Here is a 21,401-nt window from a genome sequence, read left to right on the forward strand (position 1 = left end):
GAGCCGATCCGGGTGATGGTGGTCGACGACCATCCGATGTGGCGGGAAGGGGTGGCCCGGGACCTGGCCGAGGCCGGCCACGAGGTGGTCGCGACCACCGGGGAGGGACGCCAGGCCGTGCGGATCTGCGCGGCGGCCCGACCCCAGGTGGTGGTGCTGGACCTGCAACTGCCCGACATCTCCGGGGTGGAGGTGATCCGCGGCATGCTGGCCGAGCAGCCCGGCGTACGAGTGCTGATGCTGTCGGCCAGCGGAGAACAGCAGAGCGTGCTTGACGCGATCAAGGCCGGCGCGACCGGCTACCTGCTGAAGTCGGCCGGCCCGGGGGAGTTTCTCGACGCGGTCCGGCGGACCGCGACCGGGGAGGCCGTCTTCACGCCGGGGCTGGCCGGACTGGTGCTCGGCGAGTACCGCCGGCTGGCCGCTACCGCGCGACCCGCCGGGGACGAGCCCCGGCTCACCGACCGGGAGACCGAGGTGCTGCGACTGGTCGCCAAAGGGCTGTCGTACAAGCAGATCGCCGGCCGGCTGGGGCTGTCCCACCGGACGGTGCAGAACCACGTGCAGAACACCCTGGGCAAGTTGCAACTGCACAACCGGGTGGAGCTCACCCGGTACGCGATCGAACAGGGCCTGGACGACTGACCGACTGACCGGTCGGTCGGCCGACCGTCGACGCTGCGGTCAGCGGTCGATCGGGTGGTCCTCGGGGGCCTCGGTCTCGTGCACCGCCAGCTCCTCGGCACTGGCCCCACCACCGGCGGCCCCGGCGTCGGCCGCCACCGAATCCGGTTCCTCGTCGGTGTGCGCCCCCTCGTCGGCTTCCACCAACCGTCCCACCATCCCGTTGTCCGCCCCACCGAGCCGGCCGTGGTCGTAGAGCGAGACCGGTGAGTCCGGATCCGAGTACGGGCCGGGGTCGATCACGTCGGCGTCGCGTTGCGCCTGGGCGGCGGCCTGTTCGCTGTTGGCCTCGTCGCCGAGCGCCTGGTCGACCGGCCCGCTGAGCGGATCGTCCACCGGCCTGCCCAGCGCCTCCCGGGCGAGTTTGTAGTCCAACGACTCCCCGTCGAGCTGCTCCTGGGCGGTGTTGCCGAAGTGGTCCACCGCCACCGGCACGTCGCCCGGGATGCTCTCCGGGTCCGGGCCGTCGGCCTCGCGGCCGCTGGCCACGTCGTCGTACGCGGTCGAGTCGTCGTCCGCGGTCTGCGGGATCCCTTCGGACTCCGGGTCGGAAACCGGCCGGGGGAAGTCGTCTGTACGCATGCCGTCCCATTACCCGGGTCGGTGGCGGTCACACACCTGGTTGGGGCGGGTCGGGGCGGCGTCGCACCGGCGGCGGGCTGTCGTCACCGTCCGCGCCGGTCGGCACGGCCGGGTCGCCGACCGGCGCTGCCGGCGTCGCCGTGGTCCGACCGGCCGGCACCTGGTACGGGTGCGAGGCGGTGGTCGCCGATGATCCGCTCACCACGTCGGCGGCGAACTCCTCGTCCGCCGGTCGTCCCGGGTGGTACCCGAGGTCGGTTCCGGGCCGTTGGCCGGCGGGCGCCACCGCTGGCCGTACCCGCACCGGCCCGGTGGCCGCCGGGTGCGTCGCCGGCTGGTCAATCGCGGCTCCGGCCGTCGGCTGGTCCATCGCGGCTTCGCCCGTCAGCTGGTCCACGGCCGGCCCCGTCGTGACGTCGGTTCCGCCGGACCTGGTCCGCCTGCCGACCAGGTAGCCGACCGCCACCCCGGCCAGCAGCAGGGCGAGCCGGGCCGGGCCGGTCGAACTGTCGCGCCGTACCACTGTCAGTCTCCGTCCTGTGGATGGTCCGCCGGATCGAGGGCTGCCCAGACGAGTTTGCCGCCCCGCAGCCGGGTGCAGCCCCACCGCCGCGCCACCGAGCCGACCAGCAGCATGCCCCGACCGCCCAGCGCGGTCGGGGCCACCGGGACCGGCCCGGCCGGGGTGGGCAGGCCGTCCGAGCCGTCGCGCACCGACATCCGCAGTCGGCCGTCCCGCAGACCGATCCGCACCGACATCGGCGTACCGGCGTGCACCACCACGTTGTTCACCAACTCGGTGAGCGCCACGGCGGCCGGATCGACCAGCTGCGGCAGCTCCCACCGGCGACAGCCCTCGGCGAGCAGCGCCCGTGCGGTCCGCGCCGCTCCGACGACCGGATCCAGCTCGGCGCTCAGCGGCGCGGCCGGCGGAGCGCCGTCGACCAGCGCCGCCGCCAGCGTGGCGTCGGGCAGTACGGTCAGCCCCGCCGCAGACCAGGCCCGGCCGGTGCCGGGTGGCGCGGCGCAGCAGACGAAGCCGCCGGCCGGCCACTCGGCGACCGTACGGGCGAGCTCGCCGAGCCGCAGCAACGCGGCGGGCGCGGCGTCGCGTACCGCGGAGACGTCCACCGCGACCGGGGCCGCCCGGTCGGCCAGGCAGTCCAGCAACGCCGCCCGGACGTCGTCGACGGCGTGCCGGTCCAGCACCCCGACCAGCCGGATCACCGGATCGGTCGGGTCGCACTCCAGCACGCATCGCAGGTCGGTCGGCACGTTTCTCCTCCCGGCGCCCCGCACCGGCCCGGCGCTACGGACATCAGGCCCGGTCGCATCAGGCCCGGTCGTCAGCCGCCCCGACGTACCCGTTGGGCGGAAGCGGCTGCTCTGCGTCCCGGTCGCTGCCATGCGTACGGGTACCCCGATTTGGGCGTGTCATACCACCGGTGTGGGCCGTCGTACCTCACCCGTGGCTCTCACCCGAGGGTGGTGCTCGCCGGAACCGGAGGAATCCTCGTACCGCAGGGGTTAGAAAGAACCGCTAGCACCCGTGACGAGCAACGGAGGTGAAGATGCGCGTCGGTCTGGTGTCTGCCCACGATGGAGCTGCGATGGGCCACCCCGTACACCGTGACCTCGCACAGCGTGACCCCGGACGTCTCGACACCGTCGGGCAGCCGGTCACCGGCACCCGGCAGCACATCGCCCGGCTCGCCACCGAACTGGCTGCTCTCGGTCACGAGGTCCGGGTCTACCAGCGGCGGACCGGGCCGGACGAGCCGGACGGCGAGTCGTCGGACGGCTACCAGCTGATCCGGGTGCCGGTCGGTCCGCCGACCCGGCTGGGCACCGCCGAACTGCTGGCCCACCTGCCGGAGTTCGGTCGCTGGCTGGCGGGTCAGTGGGACGACGGGGAGTGGACGCCGGACGTGGTGCACGGGCACTTCTGGCCGGGTGGTCTCGCGGCGGCCAGCGCGGTCGGCCGCAGCCGGATCCCGCTGGTGCAGACCTTCCACAGCATCGGTAGTCAACAGCAGCGGCAGTTGGGTACCGGCTACCAGGGTCCGCGGCAACGGATCGCGCTCGAGCAGGCGCTGTGCCGGGTGGTCGACGCGGCCGTCGCGCAGTGCACCGAAGAGGTGGACGAACTGGCCCGGATGGGACGTGACCGCGCATCGGTCGCGATGATCCCACCTGGAGTGGACACCACACGGTTCGCGCCAGACCCCGCGCCGCCGGTACGGCGGCGTCGCCGGCTGCTCGCCGTCGGCGACCTCACCCCCGGCTCCGGGCATGACGAGCTGATCGGCGCGCTCCGGCTGGTCGGCGACGTCGACGTGCTCATTGTCGGCGGGCCCGACCGGGCCGGGCTGGCCGGGCATCCGGACGCCCGGCGGCTGCGGGACGTGGCCACCCGGTACGGGGTGGCCGACCAGATCGAACTGCTCGGGGCGGTGCCGGCCGGGGAGATGCCGCAGCTGTACCGGTCGGTCGACGTGGTCGCCTGCACCAGCCGGTACGTGCCGGTCGGCACGGTGGCGTTGGAGGCGATGGCGTGCGGCGTGCCGGTTGTGGGGTACGCCCACGGCGGGGTGGCCGACTGCGTGGTGGACTCGGTGACCGGTCGGCTGGTGCCGCCCGGCGACGTCCGGGCGCTCGGCGTCGCGCTGCGGCGGTTGCTCGCCGACGAGGCCGAGCGGTTCGCGTACGGGCACGCGGCGGTCGACCGGGTCCGGTGCCGGTACGGCTGGGACCGGACCGCCGCCGCCATCGAACGGCTTTATCAGCGGGTGCTCGGGTCGCGCCACGGCGGCCCGGTCCCGGCCGGGTCGAGCGGCGTCGTCTCCGGGCAGCTGCCCGACGGTGATTCGGTCGAGCCGGTCGACGTGGAGATCGATCTGGCGGCGATCGATGCCACGGCGCCGGCGGAGGAGACCGCCACGCCGATCCGGGCCGGCTGACCGGTGCTGTCGGTGTCCGGCCCGACGCTGACCCTAACCGACCGGCCTGCCTGACCCGGGCCGCCGGCCCAGGCCGGCTGCGCGGTCTCGGGTGCGTGCTGAGTCGTCGCGTACCGGGTCAGACCGAGTACGGCGGCCAGCGTGATGAGGAAACCGACCGCGGCCAGCCATTCGCGTCCGGGCCAGATCTTGTCGTTGAGTAGCAGCAGGCCGACGATGGCGGCCGGGACCGCGCCCGCCGCGTCCATCGCCGCGATGGCGGCGGTGACCGAACCGCGCTGCATCGCCAGGCCGATCAGCCACTGACCGATGGCTGAGTGCGCGATCAGCAGGTAGAGCAGCGGCTCGGTGACCAGATCGCGGTAACTGGCGGTGCCGGCGAGCGGCCGGGAGGCGACCGCGGCGGCGGAGAAGGCGAACCCGGCGAGCAGTCCGAGCAGGACGGCCGCGGCCGGGCCGTCGAGTCGGGCCGCCCCGGCACCGAGGGCGGCGATCAGCAGGCCGGCGAGGGCGATGACGGCCACCGCACGGGGGCCGAGCGGGTGCGCCGGCGCGGGTCGGGCGGCGACGACCAGCGCGGTTACTCCGACCAGCAGCAGCACCAGCAGGACCACCTCAGCGGTCGGCAGCCGCCAGCCCAGGGTCAGTACCCCGAGCAGCGCGGTCACGCCGAGGGCGGCGGCCACGCTCGCCTGGACCAGGAACAGCGGCAGGTCCCGCCGGGCGAGGAAGGCCAGCACGAAGGCGAGGCATTGGCAGCCGAGGCCGATCAGGTACACCGGCTGCCGGACGAGTCGCAGCAGCAGACCGGGGTCGAAGCAGTGGCGGACCGTGGTGCGGGCGGCGGCCACCGCCTGGAAGAGGTGTGCGACGCCGTAGGTGGCGATCATCGCCGCGAGAAAACACCAACCGGTCGACGTCACCCGGCGAGGATAGACGGTCGCTCGGTTCGCTCCACCTGAGACCGGCTCCGGTCAGCTGAGCCGGTGCAGTAGGTCGGAGTGCAGCCTGCCGTTGCTGGCCACGGCGCTGCCGCCGGCCGGGCCGGCCCGGCCGGTCAGATCGGTGAAGGTGCCACCCGCCTCGGTGACGATGGGGATCAACGCGGCCAGGTCCCACAGCGACAGCTCCGGTTCGACCATGGCGTCCACCGCGCCCTCGGCGACCAGCATGTAGCCGTAGAAGTCCCCGTAGGCCCGGCTGCGCCACACCGACCGCATGATGTCCAACATGGCCGGTAGTCGCCCGGACTCCTCCCAACTGGTCAGCGAGGAGTAGCAGAAGCTGGCGTCGGCGAGGCGGCGGACCCCGGAGACCTGGATCGCGGTCGCGGCGGCCGTGTGCCGTCCTGCGTACGCTCCGTGACCGATCGCGGCCCACCAGCGTCGGCCCAGCGCCGGTGCCGAGACCAGGCCGACCACTGGCTGGTCCCCTTCCATCAGGGCGATCAGCGTCGCCCAGACCGGTACGCCCCGGATGAAGTTCTTGGTGCCGTCGATCGGGTCGATCACCCACTGCCGGTTGCCGGGCCCCGCCGCCGCGACCGATGCGCCGAACTCCTCACCCAGCACGCCGTCGCGGGGTCTGGTCCGGGCCAGGGTGGCGCGCAGCGCCTTCTCCACGGCGGTGTCCGCGTCGGAGACCGGGGTGAGATCCGGCTTCGCCTCGACTCGCAGGTCGAGTGCCCGGAACCGGGCCATCGACATCGAGTCCGCGGTGTCGGCGAGCAGATGGGCGAGGGAGAGATCGTCGGCGTACCGGGCCATGGCGGGAAAGGTATCTGATTACTCACCGCAATGGTCGGATGTCCCACCGCGTAAGGTTCGGCCCACTCACTCGCGGGTCGCGGTACGGCCGGTCTCGGTGTCCCCGGACCGCGAGTCCAACAGCCGCCGGTACGACGCCAGCCGGCGCGGATCGGCGTTGCCGGCCGCCACCCAGCCGGCCAGCCGGCACTGGCCGGCGTCGCCGGTATGCTCGCAGTTCGGCGGGCAGTCGAGGCTCCCCTCGACCAGGTCGGCGAAGCCGTGCAGCAGGCTCTCGGCCGACACGTGGGCCAGCCCGAAACTGCGTACGCCGGGCGTGTCGACGATCCATCCGGGGTCGCCGGCCGGAACGACCCGCGCGTCGGCCCGACTCCCCGCGCCGGCACCGTCGGCCGACGCGCCGGCACCGTCGGCCCGACCACCCACATCGGCGCCGTCGGGCGACGCGCCGGAGTACGGCAGCCGCAGGGCTACCGCGCTGGACGAGGTGTGCCGTCCCCGGCCGATCGCGCTGACCGTGCCGACCGCTCGCAACGCCTCCGGCACGAGCCGGTTGACCAGCGTGCTCTTGCCTACCCCGGAGTGCCCGACCAGCACCGACAGCCGACCGGCCAGGCGGTGCCGCAGGTCGGCCAGGTCACTGCCGGGTCGGCACAGCACGTACTCCAGGTCGAGGTCCCGGTAGTAGTCGACGACCGGCGCCGGGTCGGCCAGGTCGGCCTTGGTCAGGCAGAGCAGCGGGTCGATCCCGGCGTCGAACGCGGCGACCAGGCAACGGTCGATGAACCCGGTCCGGGGCGGCGGGTCGGCCAACGCGCTGACGATCACCAGTTGGTCGGCGTTGGCGACGACCACCCGCTCCAGCCGGCCCTCCGGGGTGGTCTCGTCGTCGTCGGCGGTACGGCGCAGCACCGAGGCCCGTTCGTCGATCCGGACGATCCGGGCGAGACTGCCGGCGTCACCCGAGACGTCGCCGACCAGCGCGACCCGGTCGCCGACGACCACCGCGCGCCGGCCGAGCTCCCGGGCCCGCATCGCGGTCACCACCGGAGGCGGGTCGGCGACCGGCTGCGGAGCCTGCGGGCCGGTGAGTACGCAGCCGTAGCGGCCCCGGTCGACCGTGACCACGAAACCGTCGACCGCGTCGTCGTGCGCCGGCCGGGTGCGGGTACGCGGCCGGGACGACCGGCGCGGTCGTACCCGCACGTCGTCCTCGTCGTACTCCCTGCGCCTGCCGGCCAGGATCTGCTCCTCTCCCGTCGCGGTCAGTTTCCTGCCGCCACCGCCGACCATAGTGCCGGAAACTCCGGCAGCGTCTTGGCTGTGCACGCGACGTCGGTCAACTCGACGCCCGGCACCGCCAGGCCGAGCACGGCGGCGGCGTGCGCCATCCGGTGGTCGTCGTAGGTGCGGAACACCGCGCCGTGCAGCGGTTTGGGGGCGATCTCCAGCCCGTCGGGCAGCTCGGTCACTGCGGCGCCGAGCCCGGTCAACTCGGCGGCGAGCGCCGCCAGCCGGTCGGTCTCGTGTCCACGGATGTGGGCGACGCCGGTCAGCCGCGACGGCGCGTCGGCGAGCGCGGCGAGCGCGGCGAGCACCGGGGTGAACTCGCTGACCTGGCGCAGGTCGACGGTGACGCCGTGCACCGTGCCGGTGCCCCGGACGGTCAGCCCGTCGGCGTCGACCGTGGCCGAGCCGCCGAGCTGCTCGATCAGTTCGATCAGCTGGCCTACCGGCTGGGCGCTCTGCGCCGGCCAGTCGGCCAGCGTCACCGTGCCGCCGGTGACCAGCGCAGCGGCGAAGAAGGGCAGCGCGCCGGACAGGTCGGGCTCGATCGGCCAGTCCCGCCCGCGCAGTTCGCCCGGCTCGACCCGCCAGGTCCGCGGCACCGAATCGTCCACCACCGCGCCGGCGGCGCGCAGCATCTCGACGGTCATCGCGATGTGCGGGGCGGACGGCAGCACCGCCCCGGTGTGTCGGACCAGCACCCCGCCGGTGAACCGGGGCGCGGCCAGCAGCAGCCCGGAGACGAACTGGCTGGACTTTGAGGCGTCGACCTCGACCGCGCCGCCGGGGACCTGTCCGGTGCCGTGCACGGTGATCGGCAACCCGCCGGTCGGCGCGGCGTCGATGCGCAACCCGAGGTGGCGCAGACCGTCGAGCAGCGGGCCGAGCGGGCGGGCCCGGGCTTGCGGGTCGCCGTCGAAGGTGACCGGACCGTCGGCCAGCCCCGCCACCGCCGGCAGGAACCGCATGATGGTGCCGGCGAGGCCGACGTCGACGTGTGTCGGGCCGTGCAGTGCGGCCGGGACGACCGGCCAGCGCTGCGCGGAGCCGGTCTCGATCCCGGTGCCCATCGCGGCCAGGCCGGCGGCCATCAGCGTGGTGTCCCGGGCCCGGAGCGGGCGGACGACGCCGCCGGGGGTGGTGCCGAGCGCACTCAGCACCAGGGCGCGGGCGGTCATCGACTTTGAGCCGGGCAGTCGGAGGGTGGACCGGATCGGCCCGGCGGCGCGGGGTGCGGTCCATGGCTGGTGCGGCGGGACACTGCTGAGTTCAGGCACCCGTACAGTGTGCCAACCACGTCGGGCCGACCAACTAGCCTGGGCACCATGTGTGGGCGGTACGCGACCACGCGCAGCGCGGCGGATCTCTCCGCGTTGTTCGAGGCGCTGGACGACACGGGCGGTTCGCTGGCGGCCGACTACAACGCGGCACCCACCGATCCGGTGCCCATCGTGCGGCTGTTCCGGGGTGACCGGACCGACCAGCCGCAGCCGGCCGCCGAGCCGGCCGCCGAGCCGGCGGTCGCCCGACGGGTGGTGAGCGTGGCCCGGTGGGGCCTGGTGCCGCCGTGGGCGGCCGACCCCCGGATCGGCACCCGCATGATCAACGCGCGGTCGGAGACGGTCGCGTCCAGTAGGGCGTTCGCGCCGTCGTTCGCCCGTCGTCGCTGTCTGGTGCCGGCCGACGGCTGGTACGAGTGGGTACGCCCGGCCGGTGCGCGGCGCGGTGGCGGGCAGCCGTACTTCATGACCCCGATCGACGGCCGGGTACTGGCGTTCGCCGGTCTCTGGTCGGTTTGGGGCCGGCCGGACCCAATGATCACGAGCAGTGTGATTACCACCGCGGCGGTCGGGCCGTTCGCCGAGGTTCATGATCGAATGCCGCTGTTGCTGCCGGAGGACCGCTGGGCCGAATGGCTCGACCCGGAAGCGGACGGCACCGCCCTGCTGGCTGCGCCGGATGACAATTACCTGGACCACATCGAGATTCGGCCGGTGGGTACGGCGGTCGGCAACGTCCGTAACAACGGCGCTGAACTGGTGCGACGGGTCGCTCCGGGGAGCGGGTCCGGGCCGGCCGGTCCGGCGCCGCATCCGGAGCTCTTCTGACCCTGCGGATGGTACCGCTCCCAGGCCCGGCGGTGACGCCGGGGTCCTACTTTCGGTGATCGGCCGACCACGCGGGCGGGGGTTTGCCAGTGTTGGGACCGAATCGCCGGGACGTATTTTCCCCAGAATCGATGCAGGCCCTTGTCTATGCCTGCCGAAGTGCGATAGAAACCAGCGCCGACAGTGGATTCCGATTCGCCGCAAACCAACGACGTTGATCAATGTCTAAGATCCCACGGGGGAGGTGGGTAATGACACGGGCGCGAATGCCCCGTCCACATGAGGTCGCAGCCGCGCGGCGCGACCCCAGGCTGCTCACAGCGATGGCGGAACGCCGCCTCGACGAAGCCTGGCGGACTCGCGGGGTCTGCCAGAGCGTCGACCCGGAGACGTTCTTCCCCGCGCCGAGTGAACCGGCCGACGCCGCAGTCGCGCTCTGCCGTACCTGTCCGGTTCAGGGGCCGTGCCTGGCCTGGGCGCTCGACGCCGGGGACAGCCACGGCGTCTGGGGGGCGACGACCCCGCGGGAACGCCGGGCCATGCAGGTGGCCTGGCGGGGCTCCGGTGGTGGTCCGGATCCCGGTCCGGTCGACGAAGCCGGCCCGCCGGTCCGCGACCGGTTACTCACCCTGGTGCCGCTGAGCTGATCGGGGCGTTGCCAGGCGGGTACGCCCGGCGACCACGGCACAATGGTCCGGTGAAGCGAAGCGACCCGGACCAGCCGAAGGCGATGGACCCGGGCGAGCCGGTGGGCCGGGGCGAGCCGGTGGGCCGGGGCGAGCCGGTGGGCCGGGGCGAGCCGGCCGACCCGGGCGCACCCGTGGGCCCGAGCGCTGACCGGCGGTCGGTGCCGACGCCGCGCGGCACCGCCTGGGTCGACCTGACGATGCCGCCGGTGCCCCCGGCCGGTCTGCTGGTGCTCGGGCACGGTGCCGGCGGTGACGTGACCGCCGCCGACCTGTCGGCACTGCGCTCGGCGGCGTCCCGGGCAGCGGTGGCGGTGGCCCTGGTCACCCAGCCGTACCGGGTCGCCGGTCGGCGGGCTCCCGCGCCGGCACAGCACCTGGACGAGGCCTGGCGTGCCGTGGTCACCGAGGCGGTCGCCGGATTCACCCCCGCGCCACCGCTGATCGTCGGCGGACGGTCCAGCGGCGCGCGGGTGGCCTGCCGTACGGCTGCGGCGGTGCACGCCGACGCGGTCGTTGCCCTCGCCTTCCCGCTGCACCCGCCCGGGCGGCCGGAGCGGACCCGGGCGGACGAGCTCGACACCGGCCTTCCGACCCTGGTGGTCAACGGTGATCGCGACCCGTTCGGGGTGCCGGATCCGGCGGCCGGTCGCGACGTGGTGATCCGGCCGGGTGAACGGCACGATCTGCGGGTCGACCCGGCCGGCACGGCCGACGTGGTGGTCGACTGGCTGGTCCGGCACGGCTGGGCGGGCCGGTGACCGCACGACCCCGCCGGTGACCGCACGGCCGGGCCGTGTCCGGTGCCCGGTACCCGTCGTTGCATCGGGTGTCCGAGACGCCGAGCCGGCGTCCGGAGCGCCGCGGTGGCGACACCGCCGCGGGAACTCCCAGGCCCTTCCCGGTTCCGGAGCCCGTCACCGGGTTCCGGGGCCGGGACGGGTTGGAATGCGCTACCACCCGGCCCGCGTTACTACCCCGGGAGCTCAGTCTCGACGAAGGGGTGGAACCGGTGCGCATCCACATACGCGGCGCGACGCAGCCCGCGGGCCAGCACGACGGGGGCCGTCGGCTGCGGGACGCCTTCGAATGGTCACCCGAGTTGCGGACCCTGGAAGGGCTCGCCGCGCCGGGGCCGTCCCGACCTCATGGACCGGTCCGGCCGGCGTCAGCCACCCGGCGGGTCGGTGAGCCGACCCCGCGCCGGACAGGTCAGCCTGCCACACGACCGGTGAGTACGGGCACACCTGGTCGAACCGCGACGGCCGGTCAGCCTTTGCGCGTATCCTCGGCGGGACAGTCGAGGGGGGACAAGCGGTTGACCCGATCAGAGCGGACAGACGAGCGGCGCGCGCGGTTCGAGCGTGACGCGTTACCCTTCGTCGATCAGTTGTACGCGGCCGGGCTGCGGATGACCCGCAACCCGGCCGACGCCGAGGACCTGGTGCAGGAGACATACCTCAAGGCGTTCTCCGCCTTCCACCAGTTCGAGGAGGGCACCAACCTCAAGGCCTGGCTCTACCGCATCCTGACGAACACCTACATCAACTCCTACCGTCGGCGGCAGCGCCAGCCGGTGCAGGCGCCGACTGAGGAGATCACCGACTGGCAGCTCGCCGCCGCCGAGTCGCACACCTCCAGCGGACTGAAGTCCGCCGAGACCGAGGCGCTGGAGCGGCTGCCGGACAGCGACATCAAGCAGGCCCTGCAGCAACTGCCGGAGGATTTCCGGCTCGCCGTCTACCTTGCCGACGTCGAGGGCTTCTCCTACAAGGAGATCGCCGACATCATGGGGACTCCGATCGGGACGGTCATGTCCCGGTTGCACCGCGGGCGGCGGAATCTGCGCGGGATGCTGGAGCGCTACGCCACCGATCGCGGCCTCAACCGGGTCCGCTCGACCAAGCCCGCCGCGGCCGGCCAGGAGGTGTGACGATCGTGCAAGGCGGTGACTCGTTCGACCAGGACTGCCGTCAGGTGCTCGCCGAGGTCTACCTCTACCTGGACCTGGAGTGTGCCGAGGAGCGGCGGGAACTCATCCGGCACCACCTCGACGAGTGCTCCCCGTGCCTGCGGGAGTACGGCATCGAGCAGGAGGTCAAGGCGCTCGTCGCGCGTTGCTGTGGCAACGAGACGGCGCCGGCCGAGTTGCGGGACCGGCTGCGCGCCAAGCTCAGCGAGTTCGTGTTCGACACGGACTCGCGGGAGTACCTGCCGGACTGACCCTGCTGCGGGTCGCCGGTCGGGTGGCCCGACCGGCGACCCACCGGCATCAGGAGTTGGGGCGCTTGCCGTGGTTGGCGGCGCTCTTCTTACGTGCCTTCTTCTTGCGGGCCTTCTTGGCCATCGGTCCTCCCGTCGGACGGTGTCTCCCGTAGACCGGGAGCTGACCCGTTGATGCTAGGCCGGTCCGGCGAGCGGCATGCGCGACGGGCACGTCATTGGATACCTTTCGCATGTCGCAACCGGCACATGCGGGACGGGCCGGTGGTTACGGGACGGGCCGGCCGGTGGGCCGGCGCGAGGGACGGGCCGGCCGGTGAGCCGGGCGTACGGAGGAGGGCCGGCCGATGGCCGAAGAGATCCGGGCCGAGATGGTAGCCAACGTCTGGAAGGTGGTGGCCGCCGCCGGCGACACCGTTTCCGACGGCGACACCCTGGTGATCCTGGAGTCGATGAAGATGGAGATCCCGGTGGTCGCCGAGTCCGACGGGGTGGTGCAGAAACTCGCCGTCGACGAGGGCGACGTGGTCCAGGAAGGCGACCTGATCGCGGTCATCGAATAGGTTCCTTGCGGACCGGTCGGACGGGGGATCACGCTCGGCCGGACGGGGATCAGGCTCGGCCCAGCAACCGACGGATCAGACCGGGCCGGCGCTGGCGCGGGATCCGCGCCGACCGGCCGGCGATCCGGCGTGCCGTGCTGGCGGTGTCCGGGTCCAGCTCCGGGGTCGCCAGGGCCAGATGGGCCAACGACCACAGGATCGGCACGGTACGGTGCCCGGCGACCTCCACCGCGTCGGCGAGCCGCTCCGCCACCACCCGGGCCACGTCCGGGCGTACCTCCGGATCCACCCAGGCGGCGGTGACTAGTGCGAACAGCGCCGCCTCGGCGGCCCAGTCCTCGACGCCCCAGGCCACGTCGACGAGCACCCGGCGCCGGGTCGAGTCGGGCCAGGGTTCGTCGGTGCGGTGGTGCAGCATGCCCAGGCAGGCCCACACCTGCACGCACCGCAGCCAGCCGGCCGGGTCGGTGCCGGCCGGATCCGCTGGCGGCGGTGGGTGTACCAGCAGGCCGAGCAGGTCGTCGGCGTCGAGGGTGGCCAGGATCACCGCGCTGTCGTACGCGGCCGGCGGATGGTGCCAGACCGGCTGGGCGATTTGCCGAATTCGCTCGCACGCCTGCGGCGACGGGTGGTCCAGCGCCGGGTCGGCCTGCCAGCCGGCGTAGCGCCAGAGCTGCCGTACCGAGGTGCGGCGTGGCTGACGGGGATCCGGTGTCGGGGTCCGCTCCACGGTGACCGGTAGCCCGGGCAGGGCCGTTCCGAGCAGCCGCATCGCGCTGGGCGGCTCCGGCTGGCGCAGCGACAGCCGGGTCGGCACCAGCCCACGGGTGAGTGCCCGTTCGAGAGTGGCGACCACCGGCCCGCCGGCCGCCGGCAGCCGGGCCAGCCAGGGCCGGTCGTGACAGCACTCGGCCAGGTCATGGTGTTCGTGCGAGTCGTCCGGGTGGTCCCGCTGAAAGTCCGCCAGGGCGATCAGGTGGCGCAGGTCGCCGTCCCGGCGGTAACGCAGCCGGTACGCGGTGTGCACCGCGCAGTCGAAGGTGGGGTTGCGGGCCAGCGCCCGCTCGATCCAGTCGATCGCCTCGTCGAGGCGTCCCGCGTCGGCGAGGGTGCCGGCGATGTCGGCGTAGATGGACAGGTCGTCCGGGTCGTGGGCGCTCGCTCGGCGCAGGGCGGCGATCGCCGCACCGGTGCGCCCGGCGCTGCGGTACGCGTACCCGAGCCACACCTCGGCCAGCTTGGACGGCTCGGCGCGGACCCCCTGGCTCGCCCAGTCGAGCGCGGTGGCGATCTCCCCGAGCCGCCGGGCCAGCGCTGAACTGGCGCCGAGCAGCAGGCCGTGGTCGGGGTGTGCGGCGGTGGCGTGCCCGGCGAGCCGCAGGTACGGCAGCAGGGGCGGCCGGTCGGCGGCGGGTACCGGGTCCGGCACGCTGGCGCAGATCTGCATCAGCACGATGGCGATCTGGTCCGGATCGAGCCGGGCCGGCAGGTCCTCGGCGCCGACCCAGGGCACCCCGGCCCAGTCCACGGTGGGCGCGTGCCCGGTCGCGGCGGCCAGCAACTCGAGCCCTTCGCCGGCCCGGCCGGCGGCGGCCAGCAGATGCGCCCGGGCCACCACGGCACCGATGAAAACCTGCTCGTCCAGTGGGAACAGGTCGAGACCTCCGCCGGTGCGCGCAGCCAGCCGGGTGAGCATCTCATGCACCTCGGGCATGGTCGGCGCGTGCGTGATCGCACCGGCGACGTGGTCGGCGGCGTGCCGGTAGTCACCCTCGTCGAGTGCCATCCGGGCCAGTGCCAGCTCGCCCTCGGCCGCCAGCCGCGGGTCGTGCAATCCCTCGGACACGTTCTTCCGATCCTCGTAGCGTGATCGTCCCCCCTGGCTCCGGCAGCCTAGGGCACGAAGCGCCAAACGTCGCACCCTGCGCATTACTGCTCGCTTCATTGCGTCACGTGGAAGAAAAGTGCAAGAATGCTCACTGTTCGAGCGGGATCGCGCAGACAGGGAGGCGTCGTGACGCAGCGGAAGCCGGTGTCGGACCAGCCCGGGACGGCTGACCGGGCAGCTGACGGGACACGGGCAGCTGACCGGGCAGACGCCGCGCGGCCCGGCACCGCCCGGCCCGGTGCCGGGATGGCCGCCGACATCGCCGAACAGCCGGCCGGCTACGCCCGGCTGCTGCAGCCGGCGTACGCCGACCCGATCGCCGAGGTGGCGGCGGCGATCGCCGCCCGCCGCCCACGCCACGTGGTGTTCACCGCCCGGGGCACCTCCGACCATGCCGCGCTGTACGCCGCGTACCTGACCGAGATCCGGCTCGGGCTGCCCGCCGGGCTGGCCTCACCGAGCGCCGTGACCCTCTTCGGCGCCCGCCCCGACCTGCGGGACGCGCTCGTCGTCGGGGTCAGCCAGAGCGGCGGTTCACCGGACCTCGCCGAGGTGCTGGCGGTGGCCCGGGAGCAGGGCGCGCTGACCGTGGCGGTGACCAACACCCCCGAATCGCCGCTGGCCGCCGCCGCCGAGCTCACCGTCGACATCGCCGCCGGCCACGAGCGGGCGGTCGCCGCCACCAAGACGTACACCGCCGAGCTGCTCGCTTTGCTGATGCTGGTCGAGGGGATCCGCGCCGGCGACGGGACGCTGCCGTCCGATGAGCGGGCCGCCCTCGACGCCCTGCCCGGGCTCGCCGACCGGGTGCTGGCCGATCCCACCGCCGCCGAGCTGGCCCCGCGCTACCGGTTCGCCGCCCGGCTGGTCACCACCGGGCGCGGGTACGGCTACCCGACCGCGCGGGAGACCGCCCTGAAACTGATGGAGACGTCGTACCTGCCGGCGCTCGCCTTCTCCGGAGCCGACCTGCTGCACGGCCCGCTGGCGATGACCGACCCCGACGTGCCGGTGCTCGCCGTGGTCGGCTCCGGGCCCGGCGGCACCGCCATGCGCGACGTGCTGCGCCGGCTCGGTGAGCGGCGGGCCGACGTACTCGCCATCGGGGCCGGTGCCGCCGCCATCGGGGCCGGCCCGGCCGGCCCGGCCGCGGTGATCGGGGTGCCCGACGTCGACGAGCGGTACGCGCCGCTGCTGGACATCCTGCCCGCGCAGCAGTTGGCCCTGGCCCTCGCGCTGGCCCGGGGCGAGGACCCGGACGCGCCCCGTGGGCTGGCCAAGGTCACCTCCACCCGGTGACGGCTGTGCCCGCCCCGCCGCCGCATGGCAGGCTACGAGGGTGTCCACCCTGCGTGATCTCGTCGAGGAGCACACCTCCCTGGGGCCGGTCGACATCGACCACCTGCACCGGCTCGCCGGGGAGTGGCAGCTGCTGTCTGACCTGTCCTTCGCCGACCTGCTGCTCTGGGTGCCGGTCGACGCCGACGGCTCGTTCCTGTGCGTGGCGCAGGTCCGGCCCACCACGGCGCCGACCGCCTACCAGGACGACCAGGTCGGGCGGACGGTGGACGGCCCGGAGATAGCGCACCTGACCATCGCCTACGACCAGGGCCGCATCTGGCGCGAGGGCGACCCGGTCTGGTACGGCAACACGCCGGCCCGGCACGAGGCGATGCCGGTCCGGATGCGCCCGGCCGCCGGCGAGACCGGGCGGGTGATCGCGGTGGTCGGCCGGGACACCAACCTGTCCACCGCCCGTACCCCCAGCCAGCTCGAACTGAACTACCTGACCACCGCCGACGACCTCGCCCAGATGGTCGCCGACGGCACCTTCCCGCCGGCCCGGCACCCGGGCGAGACCACCTCGGCACCCCGGGTCGGCGACGGGCTGATCCGGCTGGACGCCAGCGGCAAGACCACGTACGCCAGCCCGAACGCCCAGTCGGCGTTCCGCCGCCTCGGCTTCTCCGCCCACCTGGTGGGTGAGGACCTCGCCGCGCTGTGCCACCGGCTCGCCGACGACCCGTTGGAGGGCACCGACGCGGCCAACCGGATGCTGGCCGCGCTGCGCGGCGAGGCGCCGGCCCGCAAGGAGATCGAGGCCCGTGGCGCCACCATGCTCACCCGGGCGCTGCCGTTGATGCCGGCCGGCGTGCCGATCGGCGCGCTGGTGCTGGTCCGCGACATCACCGAGGTACGCCGCCGGGACCGGGCGCTGATCACCAAGGACGCCACCATCCGGGAGATCCACCACCGGGTGAAGAACAACCTGCAGACCGTGGCGGCGCTGCTGCGGCTGCAGGCCCGTCGGGTGGAGCAGCCGGCGGCGCGGGCGGCCCTGGAGGAGTCGGTACGCCGGGTCGCCTCGATCGCCCTGGTGCACGAGACCCTCGCCATGTCCAGCGACGAGGCGGTCGAGTTCGACGGCATCCTGGACCGGGTGGCCAGCGCCGCTACCGAGGTAGCCGCCACCGAGGTCGAGGTGGTCATGCGCCGGGAGGGCACGTTCGGCGTACTGCCGGCGGAGATCGCCACCTCGTTGGTGATGGTGCTCAACGAGCTGCTGCTCAACGCGGTCGAGCACGGCTTCCCACCGGCCGGCGAGGGCGGCGGGGCGTCGCCGCCGGCCGCCGAGGTGGTGGTGACCGTGCACCGGTTCCGCAAGCAGTTGCACGTGACGGTGGTCGACAACGGTCGGGGACTGCCGGCGGAGTTCGACGCGACCGCAGGCGGCCGGCTCGGCCTGCAGATCGTGCGGGCCCTGGCCACCGGCGAGCTGCGCGGCACCATCGAGCTGCGCAACCGGGCAGGCGGCGGCACCGAGGCGGTGCTGGTGGTCCCGCTGGCCCGCAGGTGACTCCCTGACCCGCTGGCCGCAGCTGACTCCCTGACCCCGCCGGCCGCAGGTGAGCCGGCCCACAGCCCGCCCGTCATGTGGGACGTCGGCTACGGTGCGCTGGTCTGACCGGTACGGATGTGGCAACATTCGTGCCATGACCGCTGCCGTTGAGCGCCGCTTCGTGGCCCGCCGCCACGTCGATTACGGTCGCGTCCGCAGCGCCATCTGTCCGGCTAACTGAGGCACGCCCGACCTTTTTGTGTTCCGGGCGGCATTCCGCGCCGGCCTTCCTTCTGGCCCCGTCGTCGTCGACGGCGCAGGCGCCCGTGCCGCCCACCGAGATCGACCCGCAGACACGGAGGACGCCGCGATGGCGCGCAGCAGCACCCCGACCCGACCCGGCCGCCGGCGCGGCGAGGGACAGTGGGCGCTCGGGCACCGCGAGCCGCTCAACCCCAACGAGCGGACCAAGAAGGACGACGATCCGCTCAACGTCCGGGCCCGGATCGAGAACATCTACGCCCACCGGGGCTTCGCCTCGATCGACCCGGCCGACCTGCGCGGCCGGTTTCGCTGGTGGGGCCTGTACACCCAGCGCAAGGCGGGCATCGACGGCGGGCGCACCGCCGTGCTGGAGCCGCACGAGCTGGAGGACGAGTACTTCATGCTCCGGGTGCGCATCGACGGCGGCCAGCTGAACCTGGCCCAGCTGCGTACCATCGCCGACATCTCGCAGCGGTACGCCCGGGACACCGCCGATGTCACCGACCGGCAGAACATCCAGCTGCACTGGATCCGGGTCGAGGACATGCCGGCGATCTGGAAGGCCCTGGAGGACGTCGGGCTGGAGACCACCGAGGCGTGCGGCGACTGCCCGCGGATCGTGCTCGGCAGCCCGGTCGCCGGCGTCGCCGCCGCCGAGAAGATCGACCCCACCCCGGCGATCGACGAGATCGTCCGCCGGTACGTGGGCAGCAAGGAGTTCTCCAACCTGCCCCGCAAGTTCAAGTCGTCGATCTCCTGGCTGGCCGACACACCGTACGAGGTCAACGACATCTCGTTCGTCGGCGTCGACCACCCCGACCACGGCCCCGGGTTCGACCTGTGGGTCGGTGGTGGGCTGTCCACCAACCCGATGATCGCCCAGCGGCTCGGCGTCTGGGTGCCGCTGGCCGAGGTACCCGACGTGTGGGCCGGCGTGGTCGGCATCTTCCGCGACTACGGCTACCGCCGACTGCGACACCGGGCCCGGCTGAAGTTCCTGGTCGCCGACTGGGGCACCGAGAAGTTCCGCGAGGTGCTGGAGAAGGAGTACCTGGGCCGGACCCTGCTGGACGGGCCGGCTCCGGAGCTGCCGGCCAAGCCGATCGACCACATCGGGGTGCACCCGCAGGCCGACGGCCGCCGCTACGTCGGGGTCGCCCCGGTGGTCGGGCGGGTCTCCGGCAGCCAGCTCGCTGCCCTGGCCGACCTGGCCGCCGAGCACGGCTCGGACCGGGTGCGGCTCACCCCGTACCAGAAACTGCTGGTGCTCGACGTCGCCCCGGACCAGGTCGAGTCGCTGGTCACCGGGATGCGCGCGATCGGCCTGGAAGCCCGGCCGTCCACCTGGCGGCGCGGCACGATGGCCTGCACCGGGATCGAGTTCTGCAAACTGGCCATCGTCGAGACCAAGCGGCGCGGCGAGGAGCTGGTGACTCACCTGGAGCAGCGGCTGGCCTCCGCCGGTCTCGCCGAGGACGCCGACATCTCGATCCACATCAACGGCTGCCCGAATGCCTGCGCCCGCACCCAGGTCGCCGACATCGGGCTCAAGGGCCAGCTGGTCGTCGGGCCGGACGGCCAGCAGGTCGAGGGATACCAGATCCATCTCGGCGGTGGCCTGGGCATGGCCCAGGGGCAGACCGCCGGCTTCGGGCGCAAGGTACGGGGTCTCAAGACCACCGCCGATGAGCTGCCCGAGTACGTCGAACGCGTGGTCCGCCGCTACCTGGCCGGCCGTACCGACGGCGAGACGTTCGCAAGGTGGGTCGTCCGGGCCGACGAGGAGGAGTTGCGATGAACGAGCGAGGTGAGGTGCGGTGAGCACCGAGACACGCGCGGCACCGCTCTACTGCCCGTACTGCGGGGAGGAGAACCTCCGCCCGCACGCCGACGCACACACCGCCTGGGAGTGCCACGACTGCGCCCGGGTCTTCACCGTCAAGTTCACCGGACTGCTGGCCCGCAAGGGGGTGTCCCGATGAGCCCGGTGCTCGCCGCCGACCTGAACCTGATCCGGCTCGGCCCGGCCGCCGACCGGCCGCCGACCCGGCGCAGCCCGGCCGAGCTGCAGGCTCTCGCCGAACGCGCCGGCCGGGAGCTGGAGGGCGCTCCGGCCGAGGAGATCGCCCGGTGGGCGGTGCGGACGTTCGGCGACCGGTTCTGCGTGACCAGTTCGATGGCGGACGGGGTGCTGGCGCATCTGGTCTCCCGGGTGGCGCCCGGCGTCGACGTGGTCTTCCTCGACACCGGGCTGCACTTTCCGGAGACGCTGCGGGTCCGCGACCAGGTGGCCGCGACCATGCCGGTGAACCTGCGGTCGATCCGGCCCCGGATGACCGTCGGCCAGCAGGACGGCGAGTTCGGTCCCCGGCTGTTCAACCGGGCGCCCGACGAGTGCTGTGCGCTGCGCAAGGTCGAGCCGCTGGAGCGGGCGCTCGGCGACTACGACGCCTGGGCCGCCGGGCTGCGCCGTGACGAGTCGCCGACCAGGGCGAACACCCCGGTGGTCGGGTTCGACGCCCGACGCGGCCGGGTCAAGGTGAATCCGATCGCGGCGTGGACTCAGGCGGACGTGGACGCCTACGTGTCCCGGTGGAACATCCCGGTCAACGAGCTGTTCAAGCAGGGTTACACCTCGATCGGCTGCTGGCCGTGCACCCGGCGTACCACCGCCGGCGAGGACCCACGGGCCGGCCGTTGGGCGATGTTTGAGAAGACCGAGTGCGGTCTGCACGTGTGACCGGGCCGATCGTGCTGGTGGCACACGGCAGCCGGGACCTGCGGGCGGCGACGGCGACCCGGGCGCTGGTCCGGGCGGTCGCTGCGGCCCGGCCGGGGGTCGACGTCCGGGCCGCGTACCTGGACCACGCCGGACTGCGTCCCGGGGCGGTGCTGGCCGACCTGCAGGCTGCCGGCTATCCGGCGGCGACGGTGGTGCCGCTGCTGCTGACCGAGGCGTTCCACGGCCGGGTGGACATTCCCGAGGTGGTGCGGGCCGCGTACCGGGACGGGCTGCGGATGCCGGTGACGACGACCCAGGTACTTGGCCCGTCGGTCGGCTCCGGCGCGGTGGACCCGCTGTTGACTGCCGGGCTGCGGCGGCGACTCGCCGAGGCCGGTACCGGCTGGGACGCCGTGGTGCTGGCCGCCGCCGGTACCCGGTCGGCTCCGGCCCGGGAGACGGTGGCGGTGGCCGCTGCGGCGTTCGGCTCCGAGATCGGGGTGCCGTGCGTCGAAGGGTTCGCGTCGGCGGCGCCGCCGACCGCCGGGGCGGCGGTCGAGACCCTGCGTGCGGCGGGTGCCCGGCGGGTCGCGGTGGCCGCGTACTTCCTGGCACCTGGCCTGCTCTACGACACGGCGATGGCGTCGGCCCGGCAGGCCGGCGCGGTCTGTGTGGCGGCACCCCTGGCCGGCGCGCCGGAACTGGCCCGGCTGGTGCTGCGGCGGGTCGACCGGGCGGCCGCGCCGGTGCCGGTCTGAGCGGGTGCCGCGTACCGGCTCAATGTACGACGGCGCCCCGGAGTCAGTTCCGGGGCGCCGTACGGACGTCG

20 protein-coding genes and 3 pseudogenes are annotated in these 21,401 nt (G+C 73.6%); 14 read left to right on the forward strand and 9 right to left on the reverse strand.

The window, feature by feature from the left end; all coding sequences use genetic code 11:
• Nucleotides 1–15: 15 nt before the first annotated feature.
• Nucleotides 16–645: a response regulator gene (locus tag ACN27J_RS28835; protein WP_278174372.1), complete on the forward strand. Its 630-nt coding sequence runs from the start codon at nt 16–18 to the stop codon at nt 643–645.
• A gap of 39 nt (nt 646–684) precedes the next feature.
• Here the strand turns inward: ACN27J_RS28835 and ACN27J_RS28840 are convergent, their stop codons facing one another.
• From ACN27J_RS28840 to ACN27J_RS28850, 3 genes are read right to left on the reverse strand one after another with little or no spacing between them, the layout of a single operon-like run.
• On the reverse strand, nt 685–1,266 hold the full coding sequence (locus ACN27J_RS28840) for a DUF5709 domain-containing protein (protein ID WP_421371065.1): 582 nt from the start codon (nt 1,264–1,266) through the stop codon (nt 685–687).
• A gap of 28 nt (nt 1,267–1,294) precedes the next feature.
• Nucleotides 1,295–1,789, reverse strand: coding sequence for a hypothetical protein (locus tag ACN27J_RS28845; protein WP_421371066.1), 495 nt, complete (start codon nt 1,787–1,789; stop codon nt 1,295–1,297).
• A 2-nt stretch (nt 1,790–1,791) separates the two neighbouring features.
• Nucleotides 1,792–2,541: an ATP-binding protein gene (locus ACN27J_RS28850; RefSeq protein ID WP_421371068.1), complete on the reverse strand. Its 750-nt coding sequence runs from the start codon at nt 2,539–2,541 to the stop codon at nt 1,792–1,794.
• A 296-nt stretch (nt 2,542–2,837) separates the two neighbouring features.
• Between ACN27J_RS28850 and ACN27J_RS28855 the strand changes: the two are divergent.
• Nucleotides 2,838–4,070, forward strand: a pseudogene (locus tag ACN27J_RS28855) (glycosyltransferase); the annotation flags it as partial.
• 113 nt (nt 4,071–4,183) lie between these two features.
• Here ACN27J_RS28855 and ACN27J_RS28860 read toward each other — a convergent pair.
• From ACN27J_RS28860 to aroA, 4 genes and pseudogenes are all read right to left on the reverse strand, one after another.
• Nucleotides 4,184–5,116, reverse strand: a pseudogene (locus tag ACN27J_RS28860) (hypothetical protein); the annotation flags it as partial.
• 84 nt (nt 5,117–5,200) lie between these two features.
• Nucleotides 5,201–5,992, reverse strand: a complete 792-nt coding sequence (gene hisN / locus ACN27J_RS28865; RefSeq protein WP_123605243.1) for a histidinol-phosphatase — start codon at nt 5,990–5,992, stop codon at nt 5,201–5,203.
• A 66-nt stretch (nt 5,993–6,058) separates the two neighbouring features.
• Entirely contained in the window at nt 6,059–7,285 is a 1,227-nt protein-coding gene (gene rsgA / locus ACN27J_RS28870; RefSeq protein ID WP_421371070.1) for a ribosome small subunit-dependent GTPase A, read from the reverse strand.
• A complete protein-coding gene (aroA, locus tag ACN27J_RS28875) occupies nt 7,258–8,556 on the reverse strand; it encodes a 3-phosphoshikimate 1-carboxyvinyltransferase (RefSeq protein WP_421371073.1) in 1,299 nt (432 codons plus the stop codon). Before aroA ends, rsgA begins: the two co-directional genes overlap by 28 nt.
• Nucleotides 8,557–8,604: 48 nt before the next feature.
• Between aroA and ACN27J_RS28880 the strand changes: the two genes are divergently transcribed.
• The 5 genes and pseudogenes from ACN27J_RS28880 to rsrA all read left to right on the forward strand — a co-directional run bounded on the left by ACN27J_RS28880 (nt 8,605) and on the right by rsrA (nt 12,296).
• The gene (locus tag ACN27J_RS28880; RefSeq protein WP_421371075.1) at nt 8,605–9,387 is read left to right on the forward strand and encodes an SOS response-associated peptidase; all 783 of its coding nucleotides are present in this window, start codon (nt 8,605–8,607) and stop codon (nt 9,385–9,387) included.
• 251 nt (nt 9,388–9,638) lie between these two features.
• Nucleotides 9,639–10,034, forward strand: coding sequence for a WhiB family transcriptional regulator (locus tag ACN27J_RS28885; protein ID WP_278167290.1), 396 nt, complete (start codon nt 9,639–9,641; stop codon nt 10,032–10,034).
• 173 nt (nt 10,035–10,207) lie between these two features.
• A complete protein-coding gene (locus ACN27J_RS28890) occupies nt 10,208–10,834 on the forward strand; it encodes an alpha/beta family hydrolase (RefSeq protein ID WP_421372557.1) in 627 nt (208 codons plus the stop codon).
• Between the two features lie 512 nt (nt 10,835–11,346).
• A pseudogene (locus tag ACN27J_RS28895) lies at nt 11,347–12,006 on the forward strand (sigma-70 family RNA polymerase sigma factor); the annotation flags it as partial.
• A 5-nt stretch (nt 12,007–12,011) separates the two neighbouring features.
• Nucleotides 12,012–12,296 (forward strand): mycothiol system anti-sigma-R factor, encoded by a 285-nt coding sequence (rsrA, locus tag ACN27J_RS28900; protein ID WP_278174373.1) that lies wholly within the window; start codon nt 12,012–12,014, stop codon nt 12,294–12,296.
• Between the two features lie 49 nt (nt 12,297–12,345).
• On the opposite strand, the gene ACN27J_RS28905 is transcribed toward rsrA, so the two are convergent.
• Nucleotides 12,346–12,420, reverse strand: a complete 75-nt coding sequence (locus ACN27J_RS28905; protein ID WP_370461611.1) for a 50S ribosomal protein bL37 — start codon at nt 12,418–12,420, stop codon at nt 12,346–12,348.
• A 223-nt stretch (nt 12,421–12,643) separates the two neighbouring features.
• Here ACN27J_RS28905 and ACN27J_RS28910 point away from each other — a divergent pair, with 223 nt between their 5' ends.
• Entirely contained in the window at nt 12,644–12,859 is a 216-nt protein-coding gene (locus ACN27J_RS28910; protein ID WP_123605236.1) for a biotin/lipoyl-binding carrier protein, read from the forward strand.
• A gap of 49 nt (nt 12,860–12,908) precedes the next feature.
• On the opposite strand, the gene ACN27J_RS28915 is transcribed toward ACN27J_RS28910, so the two are convergent.
• A complete protein-coding gene (locus ACN27J_RS28915; RefSeq protein WP_278174374.1) occupies nt 12,909–14,645 on the reverse strand; it encodes a tetratricopeptide repeat protein in 1,737 nt (578 codons plus the stop codon).
• Between the two features lie 348 nt (nt 14,646–14,993).
• On the opposite strand from ACN27J_RS28915, the gene ACN27J_RS28920 reads away from it, so the two are divergent.
• From ACN27J_RS28920 to ACN27J_RS28945, 6 genes are all read left to right on the forward strand, one after another.
• Nucleotides 14,994–16,046 (forward strand): SIS domain-containing protein, encoded by a 1,053-nt coding sequence (locus ACN27J_RS28920; RefSeq protein ID WP_421372560.1) that lies wholly within the window; start codon nt 14,994–14,996, stop codon nt 16,044–16,046.
• Nucleotides 16,047–16,086: 40 nt separating this feature from the next.
• Entirely contained in the window at nt 16,087–17,604 is a 1,518-nt protein-coding gene (locus ACN27J_RS28925) for a sensor histidine kinase (RefSeq protein WP_421371077.1), read from the forward strand.
• 352 nt (nt 17,605–17,956) lie between these two features.
• Nucleotides 17,957–19,648 carry a nitrite/sulfite reductase gene (locus ACN27J_RS28930; RefSeq protein ID WP_421371079.1) on the forward strand — a complete coding sequence of 564 codons (1,692 nt, stop codon included), beginning with the start codon at nt 17,957–17,959 and terminating at the stop codon, nt 19,646–19,648.
• A 19-nt stretch (nt 19,649–19,667) separates the two neighbouring features.
• Nucleotides 19,668–19,832 (forward strand): hypothetical protein, encoded by a 165-nt coding sequence (locus ACN27J_RS28935; protein ID WP_281553493.1) that lies wholly within the window; start codon nt 19,668–19,670, stop codon nt 19,830–19,832.
• Entirely contained in the window at nt 19,829–20,590 is a 762-nt protein-coding gene (locus ACN27J_RS28940; RefSeq protein WP_421371082.1) for a phosphoadenylyl-sulfate reductase, read from the forward strand. The genes ACN27J_RS28935 and ACN27J_RS28940 overlap by 4 nt, the downstream gene beginning before the upstream one ends.
• Nucleotides 20,572–21,330, forward strand: a complete 759-nt coding sequence (locus ACN27J_RS28945) for a sirohydrochlorin chelatase (protein WP_421371084.1) — start codon at nt 20,572–20,574, stop codon at nt 21,328–21,330. Before ACN27J_RS28940 ends, ACN27J_RS28945 begins: the two co-directional genes overlap by 19 nt.
• Nucleotides 21,331–21,401 lie beyond the last annotated feature (71 nt).

The organism is Solwaraspora sp. WMMB762 (assembly GCF_049179115.1).
GTDB lineage: Bacteria > Actinomycetota > Actinomycetes > Mycobacteriales > Micromonosporaceae > Micromonospora_E.

Bases quoted from the DNA above. Each gene is read 5' to 3' on its own strand.
- rsgA (WP_421371070.1), bottom strand. From the start codon at position 7,285: ATGGTCGGCGGTGGCGGCAGGAAACTGACCGCGACGGGAGAGGAGCAG.
- ACN27J_RS28835 (WP_278174372.1), top strand. From the start codon at position 16: ATGGTGGTCGACGACCATCCGATGTGGCGGGAAGGGGTGGCCCGGGAC.
- ACN27J_RS28930 (WP_421371079.1), top strand. From the start codon at position 17,957: ATGGCGCGCAGCAGCACCCCGACCCGACCCGGCCGCCGGCGCGGCGAG.
- ACN27J_RS28940 (WP_421371082.1), top strand. From the start codon at position 19,829: ATGAGCCCGGTGCTCGCCGCCGACCTGAACCTGATCCGGCTCGGCCCG.
- hisN (WP_123605243.1), bottom strand. From the start codon at position 5,992: ATGGCCCGGTACGCCGACGATCTCTCCCTCGCCCATCTGCTCGCCGAC.
- ACN27J_RS28885 (WP_278167290.1), top strand. From the start codon at position 9,639: ATGACACGGGCGCGAATGCCCCGTCCACATGAGGTCGCAGCCGCGCGG.
- ACN27J_RS28910 (WP_123605236.1), top strand. From the start codon at position 12,644: ATGGCCGAAGAGATCCGGGCCGAGATGGTAGCCAACGTCTGGAAGGTG.
- ACN27J_RS28915 (WP_278174374.1), bottom strand. From the start codon at position 14,645: ATGGCACTCGACGAGGGTGACTACCGGCACGCCGCCGACCACGTCGCC.
- ACN27J_RS28920 (WP_421372560.1), top strand. From the start codon at position 14,994: ATGGCCGCCGACATCGCCGAACAGCCGGCCGGCTACGCCCGGCTGCTG.
- ACN27J_RS28840 (WP_421371065.1), bottom strand. From the start codon at position 1,266: ATGCGTACAGACGACTTCCCCCGGCCGGTTTCCGACCCGGAGTCCGAA.
- ACN27J_RS28880 (WP_421371075.1), top strand. From the start codon at position 8,605: ATGTGTGGGCGGTACGCGACCACGCGCAGCGCGGCGGATCTCTCCGCG.